Source organism: Ensifer sp. MJa1 (genome assembly GCF_037026475.1).
GTDB lineage: Bacteria > Pseudomonadota > Alphaproteobacteria > Rhizobiales > Rhizobiaceae > Ensifer.
In genome coordinates this window covers 165536-184934 of the sequence record NZ_JAKUMO010000005.1, presented here as the reverse complement: position 1 = coordinate 184934, position 19399 = coordinate 165536, and the positions used below count along the sequence as shown (strand labels likewise).

General features: G+C 61.6%; 16 protein-coding genes. 6 read left to right on the top strand and 10 right to left on the bottom strand.

Annotation, left to right across the window (positions count from 1 at the left end):
- The first annotated feature begins 17 nt into the window (after window positions 1-17).
- The 3 genes from puuE (at window position 18) to MKZ91_RS09400 (ending at window position 3063) form a co-directional block, all read left to right on the top strand.
- Window positions 18-1433 carry an allantoinase PuuE gene (gene puuE, locus MKZ91_RS09410; protein WP_336170327.1) on the top strand — a complete coding sequence of 472 codons (1416 nt, stop codon included), beginning with the start codon at window positions 18-20 and terminating at the stop codon, window positions 1431-1433.
- 9 nt (window positions 1434-1442) lie between these two features.
- Window positions 1443-2465, top strand: a complete 1023-nt coding sequence (alc, locus tag MKZ91_RS09405) for an allantoicase (protein WP_336170325.1) — start codon at window positions 1443-1445, stop codon at window positions 2463-2465.
- 112 nt (window positions 2466-2577) lie between these two features.
- Window positions 2578-3063 (top strand): ureidoglycolate lyase, encoded by a 486-nt coding sequence (locus MKZ91_RS09400; protein ID WP_336170323.1) that lies wholly within the window; start codon window positions 2578-2580, stop codon window positions 3061-3063.
- A gap of 68 nt (window positions 3064-3131) precedes the next feature.
- Here MKZ91_RS09400 and MKZ91_RS09395 read toward each other — a convergent pair whose 3' ends face one another.
- Window positions 3132-3980: a helix-turn-helix transcriptional regulator gene (locus tag MKZ91_RS09395; RefSeq protein ID WP_336170321.1), complete on the bottom strand. Its 849-nt coding sequence runs from the start codon at window positions 3978-3980 to the stop codon at window positions 3132-3134.
- A 112-nt stretch (window positions 3981-4092) separates the two neighbouring features.
- Here MKZ91_RS09395 and MKZ91_RS09390 point away from each other — a divergent pair, with 112 nt between their 5' ends.
- Window positions 4093-5346, top strand: coding sequence for a cytochrome P450 (locus tag MKZ91_RS09390; RefSeq protein WP_336170320.1), 1254 nt, complete (start codon window positions 4093-4095; stop codon window positions 5344-5346).
- A 39-nt stretch (window positions 5347-5385) separates the two neighbouring features.
- On the top strand, window positions 5386-5706 hold the full coding sequence (locus tag MKZ91_RS09385) for a 2Fe-2S iron-sulfur cluster-binding protein (RefSeq protein ID WP_336170319.1): 321 nt from the start codon (window positions 5386-5388) through the stop codon (window positions 5704-5706).
- A 159-nt stretch (window positions 5707-5865) separates the two neighbouring features.
- On the opposite strand, the gene MKZ91_RS09380 is transcribed toward MKZ91_RS09385, so the two are convergent.
- A complete protein-coding gene (locus MKZ91_RS09380; RefSeq protein ID WP_336170317.1) occupies window positions 5866-7158 on the bottom strand; it encodes an NCS2 family permease in 1293 nt (430 codons plus the stop codon).
- A 438-nt stretch (window positions 7159-7596) separates the two neighbouring features.
- Here MKZ91_RS09380 and MKZ91_RS09375 point away from each other — a divergent pair, with 438 nt between their 5' ends.
- Window positions 7597-7794 (top strand): heavy-metal-associated domain-containing protein, encoded by a 198-nt coding sequence (locus MKZ91_RS09375; RefSeq protein ID WP_336170315.1) that lies wholly within the window; start codon window positions 7597-7599, stop codon window positions 7792-7794.
- Between the two features lie 409 nt (window positions 7795-8203).
- Here MKZ91_RS09375 and MKZ91_RS09370 read toward each other — a convergent pair whose 3' ends face one another.
- The 8 genes from MKZ91_RS09370 to MKZ91_RS09335 all read right to left on the bottom strand — a co-directional run bounded on the left by MKZ91_RS09370 (window position 8204) and on the right by MKZ91_RS09335 (window position 19397).
- A complete protein-coding gene (locus MKZ91_RS09370; RefSeq protein ID WP_336170313.1) occupies window positions 8204-8869 on the bottom strand; it encodes a hypothetical protein in 666 nt (221 codons plus the stop codon).
- 16 nt (window positions 8870-8885) lie between these two features.
- Window positions 8886-10070, bottom strand: a complete 1185-nt coding sequence (locus MKZ91_RS09365; RefSeq protein WP_336170311.1) for a hypothetical protein — start codon at window positions 10068-10070, stop codon at window positions 8886-8888.
- A gap of 35 nt (window positions 10071-10105) precedes the next feature.
- Complete coding sequence (locus MKZ91_RS09360) at window positions 10106-10873, bottom strand: TfuA-like protein (protein ID WP_336170309.1); 768 nt, start codon at window positions 10871-10873, stop codon at window positions 10106-10108.
- An 8-nt stretch (window positions 10874-10881) separates the two neighbouring features.
- Window positions 10882-12120, bottom strand: coding sequence for a YcaO-like family protein (locus MKZ91_RS09355; RefSeq protein ID WP_336170307.1), 1239 nt, complete (start codon window positions 12118-12120; stop codon window positions 10882-10884).
- On the bottom strand, window positions 12104-15172 hold the full coding sequence (locus tag MKZ91_RS09350) for an ATP-binding protein (RefSeq protein ID WP_336170305.1): 3069 nt from the start codon (window positions 15170-15172) through the stop codon (window positions 12104-12106). The genes MKZ91_RS09355 and MKZ91_RS09350 overlap by 17 nt, the downstream gene beginning before the upstream one ends.
- A 464-nt stretch (window positions 15173-15636) precedes the next feature.
- Window positions 15637-17301: a dihydroxyacetone kinase subunit DhaK gene (locus tag MKZ91_RS09345; RefSeq protein WP_336170303.1), complete on the bottom strand. Its 1665-nt coding sequence runs from the start codon at window positions 17299-17301 to the stop codon at window positions 15637-15639.
- Window positions 17302-17311: 10 nt separating this feature from the next.
- A complete protein-coding gene (locus MKZ91_RS09340) occupies window positions 17312-18307 on the bottom strand; it encodes an ABC transporter ATP-binding protein (protein WP_336170301.1) in 996 nt (331 codons plus the stop codon).
- The gene (locus MKZ91_RS09335; protein WP_336170299.1) at window positions 18300-19397 is read right to left on the bottom strand and encodes an ABC transporter ATP-binding protein; all 1098 of its coding nucleotides are present in this window, start codon (window positions 19395-19397) and stop codon (window positions 18300-18302) included. The genes MKZ91_RS09340 and MKZ91_RS09335 overlap by 8 nt, the downstream gene beginning before the upstream one ends.
- Window positions 19398-19399: the final 2 nt, after the last annotated feature.

Genomic DNA, 19399 nt, shown 5'->3' with positions numbered 1-19399 from the left:
CTGGAGGAGCTGCTTTGATGAGATACCCCCGCGATCTTCACGGCCACGGCCCGAACTTCAAGATCACATGGCCCGACGGCGCGCGGATCGCCGTGCAATTCGTCATCAACTACGAGGAAGGCGGAGAAAACTGCGTGCTGCACGGCGACGCGGCCTCCGAAGCGTTCCTGTCGGAAATCGTCGGCGCCCAGGCCTGGCAGGGCCAGCGTCACTGGAACATGGAATCGATCTACGAATATGGGGCCCGCGCCGGCTTCTGGCGGCTGCACCGCATGTTCACCGAACGCGGCGTGCCGGCGACCGTCTATGGCGTCGCCACCGCGCTGAAGCGCTCGCCCGAGCAGGTCGCCGCCATGCAGGACGCCGGCTGGGAAATCGCCTCGCACGGCCTCAAATGGATCGAGCACAAGGACTTTTCGCCCGAACGCGAGCGCCAGGAGATCGCCGAGGCGATCCGGCTGCATACGATCGTTACCGGCGAACGCCCGCGCGGCTGGTACACGGGGCGCTGCTCCGACAACACGCTCGACCTCGTCACCGAGGCCGGCGGGTTCGACTATGTGTCGGACGCCTATGCCGACGACCTGCCCTACTGGCACGAACATGCCGGGCACCACCAGCTGGTCATCCCCTACACGCTCGACAGCAACGACATGCGTTTTGCGACGCCCCAGGGCTTCAACAGCGGCGACCAGTTCTTCAGCTACCTTAAGGACAGCTTCGACGTGCTTTATGCCGAAGGAACGGCAGGCGCGCCGAAGATGCTGAGCATCGGGCTTCACTGCCGCCTCGTCGGCCGTCCGGGCCGGGCCGCGGCGCTCGCACGCTTCCTCGACTATGTGCAGGGCCACGAAAAGGTCTGGCTCGCAAAACGCGTCGATATCGCTCGCTACTGGACCGAGGCCTATCCGTTCAAAGCCTGGGACGATCGTCCGTCGCGGCTTAGCGAAAAGGCCTTCGTCACGAAGTTTGGCGGTGTGTTCGAACATTCGAAGTGGATCGCCAAGCGCGCCTTCCAGGGCGAACTGTCGCCCGCCAACGACACGGCGATCGGCCTTGCGGCAGCCCTTTCCGCCGTCTTCCGCGAGGCCTCGGCCGAAGAGCGGCTCGCCGTTCTCATCGCTCACCCGGACCTTGCCGGCAAGCTGGCGCAGGCAAAGCGCCTCACAGAAAGCTCGACCAACGAACAGGCCGGTGCCGGCCTCGATGCGCTGACCGACGCCGAGCGCGAGCGCTTCACCACGCTCAATGCGGCCTATGTGGAGAAGTTCAAGTTCCCGTTCATCATGGCGGTCAAGGGCCGCACCAAGGACGAGATCCTCGCCGCCTTCGAAAGCCGGATCGGCAATGACCGCGATACCGAGTTCGAGACCGCGTGCCGACAGGTGGAGCGCATTGCCTATCTGCGCCTCAAGGACATGCTGCCGATCTGAGGACCAGCGATGACGACCGACGGCGTGAGCCTGCCCGAATTCGCCCGCAATGCGATCAACCTTGCCTCCGCCGGTCTCGGCGCCAGGCCGGTGTTTGCCACCGACGAGTTCTTCGCACCGCTCGAGCGTATGCTCCAGGACTCAGCCCCGGTCTATCATCCCGGTGTTTATGACGAGAACGGCAAGTGGATGGATGGATGGGAGACGCGGCGCCGCCGCGGCCCCGGCAACGACCACGCCATCGTCGCTTTGGCTACAAACGGGCGCATCCACGGCTTCGAGGTCGATACCGCACACTTCACCGGCAACTATCCGGCTGCCTGTGCCATCGATGCGTGCCTTTCGCCCATTGGACCGGACGAGCGGACGGTCTGGACGGAACTCCTCTGCGCGCGGCCCCTTGGTCCGAGCGCCCAGCACTTTTTCGAAGTCCGGTCTGAAGAGGTCTGGAGCCATGTGCGTCTGCGCATCTATCCGGATGGCGGTGTCGCCCGCTTTCGCGTCTATGGCACGCCTGCGCTCGATCAAGCGGGTGCCGGCGCCGCCGAGATCGACCTTGCCTCGTCGCTTCTCGGTGGCCGTATCCTTGCCTACTCGAACGGGCACTATGGCCACCAGCGACTGCTTGCCCCCGGGCGCGGCATCAATATGGGCGACGGCTGGGAGACCCGCCGCCGGCGCGAGCCTGGAAATGACTGGATCGTCGTCAAGCTTGCCGCCCGCGGCGATATCGAGCGGGTCGTCGTCGATACCGCCCATTTCAAGGGCAATTATCCGGATGCCTGTTCACTGCAGGCGGCCGATCTGGGAGAAACCGCCTGCGAACTCGCATCCGCGGTCACGGCGTCGTCGATGTTCTGGCACGAGGTCCTGCCGCCGCAGAAGCTCTCTGCCGACAACCTCCACAGCTACGGGGCGAACGAACTCCGGGATCCCGGCCCCGTGACCCATGTGCGTTTCAACATCTTCCCCGACGGCGGCGTCAGCCGGCTGCGTGTCTTCGGGCGTATCGCGAAGGCCGGCACCGCATAGATCATTTCACTGAGGCGAGATGATCGACCTTGAACAGGGCAGCCCCGGGCACAGGCAGTTTCACGCCTGTTCTGAGTTGCCGCTCGATCAATATTGGACGGAGGAGCGTCACATGAAGGAGATCGTCATACAACCGCTGACCCGTGAGGCCTTTGCGCCCTTCGGCGACGTGATTGAAACGGAGAATGCCCACAATTTCCCCATCAACGGCGGCAATGCAACCCGCTATCATGATCTCGCAAATATCGAAACAACGGGCGACAAGGCCCGGCCGATGATCAGCCTGGTGCGCGGGGTGCCCTATCCGCTGCCACTGAAACTGACCATGGTCGAACGCCACCCGCTCGGCAGCCAGGCCTTCATCCCCTTGAGCGACAACCCGTTTCTCGTTGTCGTTTCCCGGGAGACTAACGAAGGACCGGGCGAGCCGATCGCCTTCAAGACATCGCCGGGTCAGGGCGTCAACATCGCCCGTAATGTCTGGCATGGCATCTTGACCCCGCTTGAGGGCGTCTCCGACTTCGCCGTGGTCGACCGCGGCGGCGAAGGCGTCAACCTCGAGGAACACTTCTTCAAGGAACCGTTCCTGGTCGTTTGAATAAACGCATGGCCCGGTCGTTCGACCGGGTCACCGGTGCGCGGGGCGACGGTGGACGGCGGCCGCCGTCAGTAACCACCGTCCCGGCGGAACTTCGTCGGCGTGTACCCCGTCACCCGGCGGAAATCGCGGGAGAAATGATAGGGGTCAGGGTAGCCGCAAGCGGCAGCCACCGCAGAGACCTTGGCATCCGGGCCAACCAGCAGGCGTTTTGCCTGATTGATGCGCTCGTGCCGCAACCAGTCCATCGGCGTCGTCCCGACGACATCGCGAAAGCGGCGAAAGAATTGCGACGGGCTGAGCCGCGCAAGCGCTGCGAGGTCGTCGATCGTCCAGGAACGGACGAGATCGTCACGCATGGCTTTGAGCACCGTAAGCAGGCGGTCCGCGCCGCGCGCATCATCAGCCGGCTCGGTGCCCGTCAATCTCGGCGCGATCATATCGGCGATGAGCGCGGCGATCGCAGCGCTCGCAAGGGCGTCGGTCGCGGGCGAACGCTCCGCCAGCAATCCATTGACGGCTTTGAATACAGCGCGTGCGGCCTTTGGATCCCGAGGTACAAATAGCGGTTGCTGCTGAACCCCGAGGAACTGGTAAAGCGCATTGAGGCCGTGACCCTCAATCCCCATCCAGAGATAGCGCCAGTTTTCACGCTCCGCGGCGCAGCTATGGGCATAGGCCTGCGCCGTATCCAACCAGACGACACTGTCCGCCTCCGCCAGGAAGCGTTGGCCACGCACCTCAACCAGCCCGCAGCCGCCGGTCGTGTAAACGAAGACGTGCTGATGGAACCGCTTGCGGATCGGCGCCTCCTGCGGCCAGGCCGTCCGGCTCCCGGCGACCATCGCCAGATAGGGGAACGCATCGGCGAATTTCGCCGGCGTATGGAAATGAAGCTCTTCGTTTCTGGGCTGCATCGGCGCTTTCTGGCAGGCGATGCGAGTTTTGTCCATCACCTTGCGACAGACGACTATTCCTTGGCGTATGTTCGTGACGCTATCATGCAGCTTTGTGCACGGAGAACTGCCTATGACCGAAGCCGCACCGTCGGGCGACGCAGCGAAGTTCACCTTCGCGCCACTCTCGCCGGAGTTTGCCCGCGATCCCTATCCGACCTATCGGGCACTGCGGGAGACCGAAGGTCTGCACTATTTCGCGGATTTCGACATCTGGCTGGCTTCGCGCTTCGAGGATGTGTCGGCCATCGTCATGGACAAGCGCATGGTGCGCTCGCTCGAGGATATAGCGACCGCCGAGGAGCTTGCGAAACTGCAGCGTGCGGCCAACTGGCACGACATGCCGCACCACGAACGTTTTGTACAGTTCAGCCTGCTCGACAGCGACGGCGCGGTACACGACCGGCTGCGCAAGCAGGTGTTCAAGCTGTTCACGCCTGCCATGATCGCCAAGCTGCGCGACCAGATCCAGGCCTATGTCGACCGCCTGATCGACAGCCTTACCGATCGCGGCGAGATCGATTTCGTCGATGATCTCGCAGCCCATGTGCCCGGCCATATCATCGGCCGCCTGCTCGGCGTGCCGGACGAGGACTGTCCGCAGTTGCGCATCTGGTCGGAAAATATCGTGCAGTTCTTCGACGTCGACCGTTCCGACGCGCGCAAGGAGATCGCCGAGCGCAATACGACCGAGTTCTACGAGTATCTGACGGCGCTGAAGGCCGAGCGCGAGCGCGCACCGAAGGACGATCTCATCTCGGTGCTGATTGCGGCGGAACGTTCGGGCGCGATGAATTTTGACGAATTCATCTCGACCTGCATGCTGATCCTGATGGCCGGCCACGGCTCGACGATCGACGTGCTTGGCAGCGGCATGCACGCGCTCTTGCGCTTCCCCGAGCAGATGGCGCGGCTGCGGCAGGATCCCGGCCTGATCCAGACCGGCGTGCAGGAGATGTTCCGCTACGAGTCCCCGCTCCCGTTCTTCCACCGCCATTGCGTCGAGGATGTCGAAATCTGCGGCCGCCGCTTCGAACGTGGCACCAAGTTCGGCCTGCTCTATGGTGCTGCCAACCGCGACCCCAAGCAATTCGACAACGCCGATACCTTCGACATCGGCCGCGCTCCCAACCGGCACCTCGCCTTCGGCGGCGGCGTGCATTTCTGCCTCGGCAATCACCTGGCGCGCCTGGACATGGACATCATCTTCAGCACCTTGTTGCGCCGCTTCCCGGCGATCGAGCTTGTTGACCCGACGCCGGAGTACAAGCGCGGTCTCTCCGTCCGCGGCCCCAAGCGACTGCAGATCGCCATTCAGCCGGCCTGACCCGCACCGGGAACCAACGTTTCTAATTGGAGAATACCCATGCCCAAGATCGTCTTCATCGATGCGGACGGCACGACGCGAGAAGTCCTGGCAGAAGTCGGACAGTCGCTGATGTCGGCCGCCGTGCAGAACGGCATCGATGCGATTGCTGCCGAATGCGGCGGCTCCTGCGCCTGCGGCACCTGTCACTGTTACATCGACGGTGAATGGACCGCACGCCTGCCCGCGCCCGAGTTCCAGGAGCAGGACATGATCGAATGCGTGGTCAATCCGGACGAACGCAGCCGCCTCAGCTGTCAGATCACAGTCTCGGCCGAGCTCGATGGCCTCGTCGTGCATCTGCCGGCCGGGCAATACTGAGCTAAACCAGGAAAAGTGTGAAACCGTTTTCTCCCCGGCTTCGCGTACGTCGAATTCTGGATCGGATAGAAAAAGGCCGGAGCGACATAGCGTCGTTCCGGCCACTACTTGCGGGGAAGTTCTGATTGGCCGAGGCGACACGCCCCGGCCAAGTTTCGTTTACTCGGCAAAGAAGGCGAAGCGGACGACAAACAGCGCCGCGACGAGCTGCGTAGCCGGATGGATGACGCTCCATTTGCCGGTGAAGACCTTGAGAACGACATAGCTCACGAAGCCGAAGGCAAGGCCGTTGGCGATCGAGTAGGTGAAGGGCATGGCGAGCGCTGTCAGCGCAGCAGGTGCAGCCTCCGTCAGGTCGTCCCAGTCGACTTCCGTCAGTTCGCGCATCATCAGGCCGGCGACATAAAGCAGGGCCGGTGCCGTCGCATAGGACGGAACGGCTGCTGCCAGCGGCGAGAAGAACAGTGCTGCCAGGAAGAGCACGCAGACGGTGAGCGCCGTCAGACCCGTGCGGCCGCCGGCCTGGACGCCAGAGGCGCTTTCGACATAGGCGGTCGTGCTGCTGGTGCCGATCAGCGAACCGGCGACGATCGCGGTGCTGTCAGCGAGAAGCGCGCGGCCGAGGCGGCTCGGCTTGCCTTCCTCGATGAGCCGGGCGCGCTTGGCGACACCGATCAGCGTGCCGGTGGCGTCGAAGACTTCGACGAGCACGAAGACCAGGATCACGTGAACCAAGCCGCCATGCAGTGCGCCCATGATGTCGAGCTGCATGAAGGTCGGCGCAATGCTCGGCGGAGCCGACACGATGCCCTTGAACTCGCTGACGCCAAGGATCATCGACAGGACCGTCACGACGAGAATGCCGATCAGGATCGAGCCGCGGACCTTCAGTGCATCCAGTACCGCGATGACGAAGAAGCCGAGGATGGCGAGCAACGGACCAGTCTGCTTGAGGTCGCCGAGGCCGACGAGTGTTGCCGGGTTGTCAACGACGATGCCGGCGTTCTTCAGCGCGATGATGCCGAGGAAGAGGCCGATACCGGTGGCAATCGCGCTTCTCAGCGAATGCGGGATGCCGGCGATCAGCCAGCTGCGCACCCCGGTCACGGTCAGGATCAGGAAGATTACGCCCGAGATGAAGACCGCGCCCAGCGCCTGTTGCCAGGTGAAGCCGAGGGCTGCAACAACGGTGAAGGCGAAGAAGGCGTTGAGGCCCATGCCGGGTGCCATGCCGATCGGCCAGTTGGCGACGAGCGCCATGACGGCCGAGCCGAGCGCGGCGGCGATACAGGTTGCAACGAAGACGGCATCCCTATCCATGCCCGTGCTCGACAGGATGTCGGGGTTGACGAAGATGATGTAGGACATCGTCAGGAATGTCGTGATACCGGCGATCACCTCGGTGCGCGCCGTCGTCTGATGCTCTTTCAGCTTGAATAGTCGTTCAAACATCTTTCCTCCCTTGGCGGCGTCACCACGACGCAGCCGAACGACAGAGACCGGGAAACCGTCTCCTCCAGTTCCCGACCAATGCATTTCGAACGCCCGGAGCATTCCGGTACGATCGCTTCACAAAACCTTTCAAGGCTCCGTGCCGGCTGGCGATCGTCCGCCCTCTTTCAGACGACGCGAATGCCTTTTGCACAGCCTTGGGATTGTGCGACGTCCGAAGCCGAACCGCTAGCCGTCCATTCCCGGGATCGATGATGAAAGACTTTCAAATTTTTCGGAGAATATCCCGGCGCCCAAACCGGGTGTTTGGGCCGTCCCCCACCATGCGCCAGACCATGAAGAAAGAAAAACCGAGGGAAAATATCTTGAAAGGCCCTCTTGACCTTCCAACGGTGGGAACCGCCATGTTTCTCTCACAACGAAACGAAGGAGACAAGCATGCAGAACTTGAAGATCGACAACATGACCTGCGGCCACTGCGCCGGCGCTGTCCAGAAGGCGATCCTGAGCGTCGACCCGCAGGCGACGATCAAGGTCGATCTCGGCAATCGGGAAGTCAGCATCGAGACCGCAGCCGGCGCCGGCCCGATCACCGACGCGCTGAAAGCTGCCGGCTACGACAGCCGGCCAATCTGAACGGCATCCGGACGTCTTTCAGCTCGCCTGCTTTCGACTGCCGACGATCAACAGCCAGGCGCAAACGGAACGATAGCCCTGACCGGTGCGCGCAGCCTCCACCCGGTCCGCGCGGGTACGCGGGCAAATGAACCAAAGAAAATGACCTTCGGTGCGGACTGTCTTTTTAGGTCAGCCGCACCCAAGGACGGTGCTACCGCGAACGCCTCGCACAGCAGCCCACCCATCGCACGGGTACACAGTCGGGGTCGTCGGTGACCACCTCCCTGAAAAGAGTGCTCGCCAACACAGCGAAGCAAACACCACAATTTCTTCGGGAGACCTTCGACCCTCAGCAAGCTGCACTGGCCAGTGTCAGGAACAGGCTTCGCATATGCTTTAGCACCACGCGCCTTGTGGGCCGTTCCTGTCAGTCCCGATACCGCTGTGGGGCCAACGCCATCGTCTGCGCATAGGCGAGAGGCGACCGGTTACCTGGCAGGTTCTCGTCCAATATCAACGTCTTCAGACTGTCGGCGCGGACGTCGAGAGATATGGCCCGTTCAAGCTTGTCGATCGACCAAACAGCGTAGCCGCTTTTCGGGTCAAATCCGCAATCGCAGCCGCAATCCCCTTTGGTGATTTTCGATGGCCTTTCAGGCAGGCACATGATCTGCGGTTTTGGCAACTTGTAACAATGCCCCTCGTACGCATAACCATAAATTACGCCAATGCTTTTTATGTAGCTCAGAGATGGACCGAGACTAATAGGAAGAAAGCTGTAATATTTTCCATCAAATACTGCGACCGTCACTTGGTCACTAATGATGCCATTACTCTTGACTATACTCTCAAGTATATCTTTTATTATTTCATTTATATCTTCGATTATACTTGAGTCTCCAATTCCGTTTATCTTTTTATCGAGCTTCTCAATTGACTCCTTGATTTTTTTATCATTTTTTTGCTTCTCATACATTTTTGCCGGCCGTCCATATAGCCTAATATCCCCAGGACGGTAATATTTATAGTCGATCTTGTCGGTTAAGCTGTCCTGCGCATCGCCAACCACCGGATTAATAGTGCAGCCACTCATGTCTCCCTCCTTTGTTTCACCGTGAAGTGGTGATTTCACGCCAGGCAAAATTCTCTTCGAGCAGTTCGGCGGCCGCCCCGTCCGCAGCGGCGACAATCGCTTCTGCCGCTTGCTGAAGGCGCAATGTGTTTGGATCAATCGATTTCAATGCGGTCGCGAGTGCTGCGCCCACCGTGTCGCGAGCGGCAGCCAAGGCCAGCTTGAAATACAGTGGCTTGGTGCTGAATGCAGCCGCCGTCGCCTGATGAAATATGTCAAACTCATCCCGCGCCAGTTCCCGGATATCGACATCCAGAAGCCGCTTGTCGGCACAACCATTCGCCACCAAATCCCGGTGATAAAGCGCGACGATGCTGTCGAAGATGGCGCCAACAAACGGCAGCGAGCGGTCGTGCACCTCGCGGGTAACCGCGGACATCCGCCGAAAATTGGTGGCGAGACGGATCTGCGCCTCGGGGCTCGTTTCGGCAAAGCGGTTCAGTTCGTTGTAAAGGAGCAGATTGCCTCTCGTCCGCCGCAGAAGCCGCTCAATCGCGGAATCGAAATGCAGGAACGAGATCAGTGAAACACTGTCCGAAAACGCTTCCGAGAACGAAAAGAAGTCGCCGTCGGGCGACGTCACCGTCGGCACACCGGTCTCCGAGAGCATGATCAGATGCCCGACCTCGTGCGCGATCGTGTCGAAGTTCAACGCGTAGGGTCGCAGGACACCGTCGACGTCGGACCAGCCCAGTTCCAGAAAGCCGTAGCCCGCCTGAGCATTGTCCCAATCGACAAAGGGAACGATTTCAAGCCTTGGAAAGGTCTGGTCGAAGAACCAGTGGACCGGCCGCCCCAGATAGCTTTGCCAGATGTCGAGAACGAAACGCACGCAAGCGTAGGCGTGTACACCAAGGAATGGACGGGAGGTCGGATCGATGTTGTCGAAATGACGGTCCGGCCCCGGCGCCACCGGCGCGCGCCTCGCCCCATCAAATGGCGGCAAGCTCGCAAAGCCATAGGGCTGTTTGTCGTAAAGCGGGTCCGCGACATACATGGAGAGGTCGCTAGGCCCCTCGCCTATTTCGTCGCGCGGTATCGACAGCCACACGCGATCGGGCTGTTCGTATCCAGGAATGAAGGGTGGCTGGGGATAGATCCAGAAGCGCGTGCCGACACTTTCATTTCCGGGGTCGCGGGCATCGTCTCGAATTGGACGCATCGCACAATTGCCCCCACGATCTGAAAATCCGGCAATTAAGGATTCAATTTATAAGTGCTGACTAAATTTGAGTCAATGCCGCCTGCCTCGAGGTCGCGGATAAACGTGTTCGTTGCAACCCACTCAACGCTTGATCGCCCCACATCCTCCTGGAGTGTGAGGGTTCGCGCGCTTCGCAGTGCTTGCAGAGCATCCAGCTTCTTTTGCCCGACTATCGCCCTCTGCAACTCTTTGAACCCATCCTCCCGCCACCCCGCCTGTTGCAAAATCGCGTCGAATCGGCGCTCTCGAAAATTCGTGGTTCGCGCCATTGTTGTGAGCAGGTCGTGCTCGGCGGGCGTTATGAGATTGCGGCGCTTCAGGTTGGCGAACGTCCGTTGGAGATCGACCAATGCGTCGGTCAATGGAAGAAAACAGAGCTCCGGTGGACCCGAAAGAACGGCGACTGCATCATCCGGGGCAAGCCGCCAGCGGCGATACCAGCGGTAAATAAGACCGACACCGATCATCCCGAATTCGCTGAGTTCCGCCGCCCTGAGCGCGCCCATGCTTGCCGCGCCGATCACCACGATCCCCTGCGCCATCGCCCAGAGGATTTCCTTGTGGCGGACCGCGGGCCTGTCCTCGAATTGCCCGTCGATCAGGACCATCGCTCGTGGGTGAAATGCGTGGGCAGCAAGCAGAATGTCGCCTTGCGCGGCGGGCTGCAGGTAGATGGCGTCGAGCACCGGCTCCGCCTCGGCCAACCGCAGTGTCGGACCAAGAAACACCAGGATTGGACCCTTCTCGCTCGCGTCGACCATGTGATCTCTCACCGCAGGACCGAAAAGGGACTGGCCCCGGGAAGTATGGTTCTTGCACACTGAACGCCTGTTTCGCGGTCCGTCCCTACCGGTACAGCCAGTATGGGGCCCATACCTGCGGAGAGCACCCTGTCGATCAGCGCGCCCAGATCCGAAACGGCGGACACTTCAGTTGCTGCGTGTGGCATCTCGGACGTGTCCATGAGTATGAGTTGGCGCGCTTTGGCGACGATCACATCAGTGCTGCGTCTGTAGTGATCCCGGGTCTGATCGTCGCGTGCGCCCGATATTGCCCCGGCCCGTGCAGATAACGCTTCCAGCATCGCGCTCTCCGCCGCCGCAGCGACGCTTGGTCCAGCCGCATAACCCTCGGTCGGAAGAGCAAGGATCGGTTCGCCGGGGCCTGTCTCGATCGTCTGGCACCAGACCACCGGGACTCCTGCAGGCGAAGGGGCAAGCCAAAGGCCGAAGAAGACGTGGTGCTCACTCGCAACGGAAAGCAGGTGCTCTACCCCGGCGCCAAGTCCGGCCGTCGAAATGCGCATTCGATCAAAGAAGCCGTGAGTAGCGAAGGCACGCGCGATAGCGTCGCGCTCGATACATTCGAACAAGCCATGCAGAAAGGCGCCGAGGGCGGTCCTATGACAGGCCAGCCCCGTGGTTGTGCGCAGGAACAGTCCATCATGCGCAGGCGGCGGGTCCGTGTAGCGGGTGTGAACAAGCTCCACAGGCACTGATTGGAGGCGACGACCCGTGACGTCGATACCGGCGACCCAAGGTATCGTCCTTGTCCGCCAGCCCTCCCGGCGATCAGGTACCAGAAGATTGTCGAACAGCTTGTCAGGGATCTTGAGCTCCTCAGCCGTCGTCGAGAATATCCGGTCCGAAGGAATGGCTTCGGCGTAGTACCGCTCAAGCGATTCCATGATCGCCCCCACCGCCGCTGCCTCAACGGCAAGACCACGGCCGAGTGACGTCACTTCAGAAAGGGCGGCAGGTCGAACGGCCTGAACCACCGGAAGCCCGATCCGGTCCAGTCCGGTCAGGTCGCCCACCCGGGTTATGCCGGCACGACGACAGAGCGGCAAAATTGCGCACAAGGTATGAGCGGCCTCTTCGGGGCCTGCGGGGGGCGACAGGGGCTCGTGAAAGCCGGCAACGATCGCGTCGAAAAAGTTTGCGAGCATACGCTCGCAGCCTGACGGATCGGCCGCCTCGCGGCCGGTTGGTTCAACACTCAACCGCAACGCCAAGCTCCTGAATTGAACGCTTTGCCCGCCTTAAAAGTGCCCTTGCCCCCTGCTTCTCGGCAATGTCCACAGCTGAACGCAGCTCGGACGCGATGTGATCCTTGGTCGTATTGCGACGCGCGTAAAGAACGGCGCGGCGGCGGTGGAGTTCGGCAAGCCAATAGGCATGACCCGTTTCCCTGGCCTTTTCGATCGCGTCATTTGTGACGTCGACTGCCGCTTCGAATTCGCCCGCTAGCCCGAGCAGCGTGGCGTGCATGTAGAGATAGATCGGGAGATCTGCGACGGCGCCGAGGCTTTTCAAGAGCGACAAGCCCTCGAGAAACATCGCGTGCCCGCCCGTCAGGCTTTCCTCATGCGCGCGCGCCCACCCGGAAAAAAGCCGGGACACGCCGGACAGCGACTGCATCCCATGCAATCCCGCAAATTCTGCCATTCTGGTGGAGATTTCGGTGAGGCGTCCATAGTCGTCGCGGTAAAACGCAGACACGGCCTCCGTATCAAGCGAGTGCGCCTTGCTCGGCACGTGTGATATCCGGTCGACGAAGGTGACCATCTTCGACAAGGCCGCGTCCGATGCCTTCGATTGTCCCGTCAGCCAGAGCGAAAGCGCCAATTGCCCTAGACCGCACACCTTGGCGTCATGGCCGCCAAACAACGTCCGGCTGGTTTTCGCCGATTGCTCGTTGTAGAGCGAAAGCCCGGCTTTAATCGCATCCTGCGCCTCCCGATGATTGCCGAGATTGAACTCAATGGCCCAGATGCAATGGTTGACCTGGAGCTTGATCTCCGGATCTGTCGCCCCGGCCAGCATGGCGCGCACCTGCAGGGCGCGGTCGTGCATGATGCGAAAATCCGATCCCGTGAGCCACCACCCCCAATAGATCGGAAACCACTTGGATTGGTCTTCCATCGGCTGCCGCCGGGCGATGGCCACGCCATCTTCATAGAGCTTGCGTGCCGGCGGCGAGTTCAATCCGATAAGACCAGTCAGGATGGGACCGAGCGAAATCAGCGCCGATAACTGCAATCGCTGGATCGCGTGTCCCTCGCCCAGGCGCTCGCAAATTGCCAAGGCGTGCTCCAGACAGTTGCGCGCCTCTACCATCGCCGATCGGCTCGAGCTTTCGGTCCCTGCCGCGGTATAAAGTTCGATGGCGCTTTCGATCAGCCCGGCACGTTCCGCATGTTCGGCCAGCGATCCGGTGTCGATCCAAGCGGCCATCTGGCGATTTTGACTGACAGCGAGGAACAGCCGCCGATGCAATGCCTGGCGCTGCCGGCGCAGAAGCGCATTGTAGATCGTTTCCTGTATCAAAACGTGCCGGAACCCGTAGGCGGTATGTCCTCGCGCCCTGATCCGCGCCAGGAACCCCGCTTCGATCAGGGTATCTGCGGCCCTGGCCAAAGACTTCTTGCCAAGTCCCGGCAGCAACGCACGAAGCAGCGAAGGCGTGAAACGGGTGCCCGCCACTGCACCCGCTCGCGCCACGTCTCTGGCCGTGCCGAGGTGGTTGAGGCGTGCATCCAGGATCTCCTCGAAAGCGGACACGTGGCTGGGTTTAACGTTTTCCGACAGGCTCATTGTGTCTGCGGCAACGTTCTCCGAGACCCATTGGCAGATTTGCTCGATGAAGAGCGGAACGCCGCCAGATACCCTCTCGATCACGTCATAGAGCCCAGGAAGCATGGCCTGCCCCGGTTCCGACCACCTTGCCTCTATCGCCCGTCGTGTGTCGACACGATCAAGGGGGAGCAGCGTCAGACGCGTGGGATTGGCCGCGTCCAACCAGTCCGCAACAAATCCGGGACGTGAGGTCACCACGAGGAGAACCGGAAGTTGGCGCGCTACCCGCGCGGCCTCCGCCAACAAGTCCCGGGAGGTCGGATCGATCCAGTGGATGTCTTCGACAGCTAGAACGATCGGCCCGTTCGCGCACAACGCCGCAAGTGCGTGAGACACGGCGCGAAGCGCCTTTTCGCGGATGGCTTTGGGGTTGTTGTCGGCGAGCCGTTGATTTCGTCCCAGCGCGCCCAGCAAATAGGTGAATGTTTCAATGGTTTCCGCGTCGCGAATGCCGTGTCGTTGTAACGGAGTTGCTACAGCGGAAGCAGACAGGCCCAATTGATCGTCCTGTCCAGATGCCGCCCCCATGAAACTGTTCAACAGGGGATGCAGCGTCGAGCGATGCCCCCCGGGCAGGCACTGAAAGAAGAACAGCCCTGATCGCCGGTCGCGCGTCATCTTGCGGACTTCCCGCAAAAGCCGCGACTTTCCGATGCCTGCCTCTCCTTCAAGCAGCAGTATCTCGCCACCCGTCGCGGCGACCCTTTCCCAACAGGCTGCAATCGTCTTCAACTCGCTTTCGCGGCCAATGAAGGGGCCGCCAAGTCTGCCGAACGCGTAGAACCTGTCGACGTCAATCTTGTGCCCGAGCGCCCGCCAGACCTTCTCCGGAGCAGTGAAGCCCTTGAGCGTCTTGGCTCCTTTGAACACGAAAGCATGCGACCTGCCGGCCAGATCGCGGGTGTCCTGCGAAACAAGGACGGTGTCTGCTGGGGCAATCTCCTCAAGACGGGTGGCTATCGCGAGGGCGGCTGCCGTAACCGGCTCCCCCTTCTCATCCGGTGTGTCTTGAATGAGCGCGACGGATGTCGCGATCCCGACGCGAACGTGCAAGTCGTCGCGACCCGTCTCCCGGCCAACGCGCGCGCAACCTTCGACGATCCCGAGACCCGCGCGAATGGCGAGCGATGCCGCATCCTTCGCCCCCAATTCAAACGGGAAGAGCGCAACGCCACCGTCTCCAGCCTCATGCTGCATGACGCCAGAATGAGAGACGATCGACTGTTTCGCCGCATTCTGAAATGCAGCGATCAGTTCCTGATAGTCTTCAATGTCGAGCAAATGGAGAAGTCGCGTCGAACCCACGAGATCGTAACAGAGGGCGGTGACAATGCGCCGCTCGCCGACAAATTCGGCGAGGGGGCCCTTGCGATGCGAAGGTTTCGTTGGTTGTCGTGGTTTGTTGACCCGACTTTCGAGCATCTGCCACCCCTACGCTCGCGTGCATGCTGGCTCTCGAATTCCCCTTCAGAGAAATATAGCATAGGCGCGTGACGTTCGCTCGTGGCGCAGAGATTCAATCGGCGGCCTGATCAGCCTGATACATACTCAATGAAACGAGGCTGCGATGCCTCAAGTGACGCGCCGTGGCACTCCTACTCTGGCGGCGAGCGGAAGCCACCTGCGAGAGTATCATGAAGGAACACCAGGCCCTGAGGGCCGGCAGCCTTCGGAGTTCCTTCGCCTCCGATACCGAAAGGGCGAGAGCCGAGGGTTGCCTTGCGACAGATGAACCTTGCAAGCCCCCGAGACGCTGAATGCCCAAGTCTGGCGACCTCAGGCAGACAACCACCAAGCGATGAGGGCAGTAAGTCCTGCCCCATCTGCCGCAGCTGAACGTCAAACCGGCTTACTCCGCCTGTTCCGAATGATCAGACAGCAAGACCTCAGCCGGCCGATGCAACCGCCGGCCGAGCGGCATCGAGTGACGGATGCCGTGCAAGATGCTCGAACAGCCGGGCGACGGCTTCGGCGCCCGGGTCCACATGCCCTTCGAGTTGCTTGGCATTGATGTAGGCCGCCCGCCCCGCGCGAGCGCGCACCAGCGTCGCGGTGAGATCCGCGCCGGCGCGCGCCGCCTCGGCAGCGACACCCACGCTTTCATCAAGCGCGTCCAGCGCCGGCGAAAGGGCGTCGACCATTGTACGGTCGCCGATCTGCGCGCCGCCGATCTCCTGCATGCGCGCCAGCCCGGCCTTCAGCGCCTCGCGTATGGACAGACCACTGGAAGCGCCGTCTCCTGCCGCCGCAAAGAAGATCGCGAGAAGCACGCCCGAGGACCCACCCATGGTCTGGCTCAGCTCCTGCCCGATGGCGCGAAGCAGTTGCGTATGGTCCGATAGCGGCAAACGGTCGAGGGCATGAATAAGAGCCCGCGCAGCACCTGCCAGTGTCGAGCCCGTGTCTCCGTCTCCGGATTTGGCGTCGAGCGCGTTCAAGTCCTTTTCGGCCTCGATCAGCACGTTGCAGCAGGCAAGCAGAAACTGCCGTGTTGCCTCGTGCCGCGATGGCAGCGGAGTGATCGGTGTCAGACCGTCCGGTAGCGCCAGAACGGCAACCGGCTTGATCGTGCTCACCCCCGGCCAGGCCGGAAGGGCCACAGGCCTGGACAGCAGTTCCAGCTCGGCTTTTTCTGCCGGATAGACGGAGATGGAGAACCCGCGCATGTCGAGCGACGTCATCATTGGCGCCGGGCCTACCAGATGTGCGATCCGGCCGCCGATGGCGGAATGGACAAGCTCATGCGCAAGAACCGACATTTCGAGGATTGATGTGCCACCGAGGTTGTTGAGGAGGGCTATGTGCGGCCTGTCGTCCATGGCTGCCCGCAACCGCTCGACCATTGCGGCGACCGCGGCCTTCGCGTCCGAATAGGCAACCTGCTCGACACCAGCCTCGCCGTGGATGCCGAGCCCCAGTTCCGCGTGTCCCTCCGGGATGCGATGCTCCTTCGGAGAGCCCGGGACCGTGCAGGTATCGAGCGACATGCCGATGGTATGGGTGCCCGATATCACCTTGCGGGCTGCGCTTGCGACCGTATCGAGGTCCGCACCGCTTTCGGCAAGCGCCCCGGCAATCTTGTGGACGAACAAGGTGCCGGCGACGCCGCGCGCCTGCGGCAGGTCGGGCAAGGCGATGTCGTCGTCGACGATCACCATGCTGACATTGAGGCCATAGGCACGCGCGCGTTCCGCCGCCAGACCGAAATTCAGCCGGTCTCCGGTATAGTTCTTGACGATCAGCAGGCAGCCGGCTGGCCCCGTGACCGCGAGAATGCCGGCAAGGATCGCGTCGACGCTCGGCGAGGCGAAGACGTCGCCACAGACGGCCGCCGTCAACATGCCCCTCCCAACGAAACCGATATGCGCCGGCTCATGGCCCGAGCCCCCGCCGGAGACGAGCGCAACCTTGCTCCGATCCCAGTCCGCGCGAAGGACCACGCGAATGTGCGGGTAGCCGTCGAGGCGGCAGAGTGCGCCGCCCGACGCGGCCAGCACCCCATCGATTGCCTCGGTCACCACATTTTCCTTGCGGTTGATAAATTGACTCATGTTCCGCTCCCTACGCGATGCGCATTCCGGCCGCGTCAAAGAACAGCGGCTTGTTTGGCTGGATCTTGATCGTCTCGCCGCCGCGGAACCCTGTATGCGGGTCCGTGACCGTCACGAGCACATGTTGCTTGAACGAGAGATGCAGACGTGTCTGGTCGCCAAGATGTTCCACCCGTGTCACAAGCGCATCTTCACCACTTCCCTGGACGATGTGCTCGGGACGAAGACCGATCGATTTCGCCTTCGGTGGAGAACCGGCAAACAACTCGGCAGGCAGGACGTTGATGCGTGGTTGGCCGAGACGGCTCGCGGCATAGACACTCACCGGGGCCTCGTAGATTTCTCTCGGCGAGCCGAATTGCACGAGCCTGCCTTCTTCCAGCACGCCGACATGAGTCGCCATGGTCATTGCTTCGATCTGGTCGTGCGTGACGTAAAGAAGCGTTGCACCGGACTTCGCCTGGATGTTCTTCAGTTCGACGCGCAGGTCCGCCCGCAGCTTCGCATCGAGCGAACTCAAGGGTTCGTCCATCAAGTAAATCTGCGGGTTTCTGACAAGCGCCCGCCCGATCGACACGCGCTGCATCTCGCCCCCGGACAAGGCAGTGGCCTTGTTGTCGAGCTTGTGCGAAATCTGCAGAACCTCGGCGATCGCGTTGACCTTTTCGTCAATCGTCTTTTGCGGCGTCTTCAGAAGCGGAGACTTCAGCGGAAACTCCAGGTTCTGCCGCACGGACAAATGCGGATAGAGCGAGTATTGCTGAAAGACCATTGCAACATTGCGCTGCGCCGGCGTCAGCCCTTGCATCGACAGCCCGCCGATAAAGATCTCGCCGCAATCCGGCACATCGAGGCCGGAGACCATGCGCAGCGTCGTCGTTTTCCCGGCTCCCGTCGGCCCCAGAAGCACAACGAACGACCCGTCGGGTACCGTCATCGAGACGTCGTCCAGTGCCGTATGGGCACCGAATGTTTTGGTGACATTCCTCAACATGACTTCAGCCACGGCGAAGCACTCCCTCGTTGGCCTCGGAAACAAGGGCGCGGCCCGTTTCCGCGTTGAACAGCGAAAGCGTTCGTGCATCGAAATCGAGACCGACGATTTCGTCCGTTCGGGCCGCCTGGTTCGAGGGTGTGCGCGCCTTGAGCTCGCCATTGGGCGTCTCGAGCGTGACGATCTGCGTGGTGCCGAGATATTCAACGGCGATGACGCGGCCCCTGTAGCCGGAGTCATCGGCGAAATGAATGTGCTCCGGTCTCACGCCAAGCGTCAGCTTGCCCGCCCTGCCTTCGCGAGACGCCGGCACCTGCACGGTCTTGCCGGAGAGATTGATGCTGTCGCCGCCAATGCCGATCATGCCTTCGAAGTCCAGGAAATTCATCGGCGGCGAACCGATGAACTTGGCGACAAATTTCGTCGCCGGCCAGTCGTAGATCTGCTGCGGCCGGCCGAATTGCTCGATGACGCCGTGGTTCATCACCACGATCCGGTCACCCATCTGCATCGCTTCGAGCTGGTCGTGGGTGACATAGACGGTGGTGGCCCCCATCCGATCGTGCAGCGCGCGCAGTTCACCCGCCATGTGTTCGCGGAACTCGGCGTCGAGCGCGCCCAGCGGCTCATCCATGAAGAAGGCTTTGGGGTTTCTGACGATGGCACGCCCGAGAGCGACCCGCTGGCGGTCACCACCGGAGAGACCGCCGACCGGCTTGTCGAGAATGGCCTCAATTCTCAGGATCTTCGCAACCTCGGCAACGCGCGCGGCAACGTCCGCCTTCTTCGTTCCCTGGCTGACGAGCGGATAAGAGATGTTCTTGCGCACGTTCATGTGCGGATAGAGGGCAAACATCTGGAAGACGAAGGCGATGTCGCGTTCGCTTGCCCTTTTCATGCCGACCTCTTCGCCGCCGATGTAGATCTGGCCACTTGTCGGCAGTTCCAGCCCGGCCATCATGCGAAGCGTCGTCGTCTTGCCGCATCCGGATGGGCCGAGCAACATGAAGAACTCGCCGTCTTCCACCGTGAACGTCGAGGACTGGACGGCGGTGAACGCTCCGAATTCCTTGCGCACGTTCTCAATTCTGATCTGAGCCATCG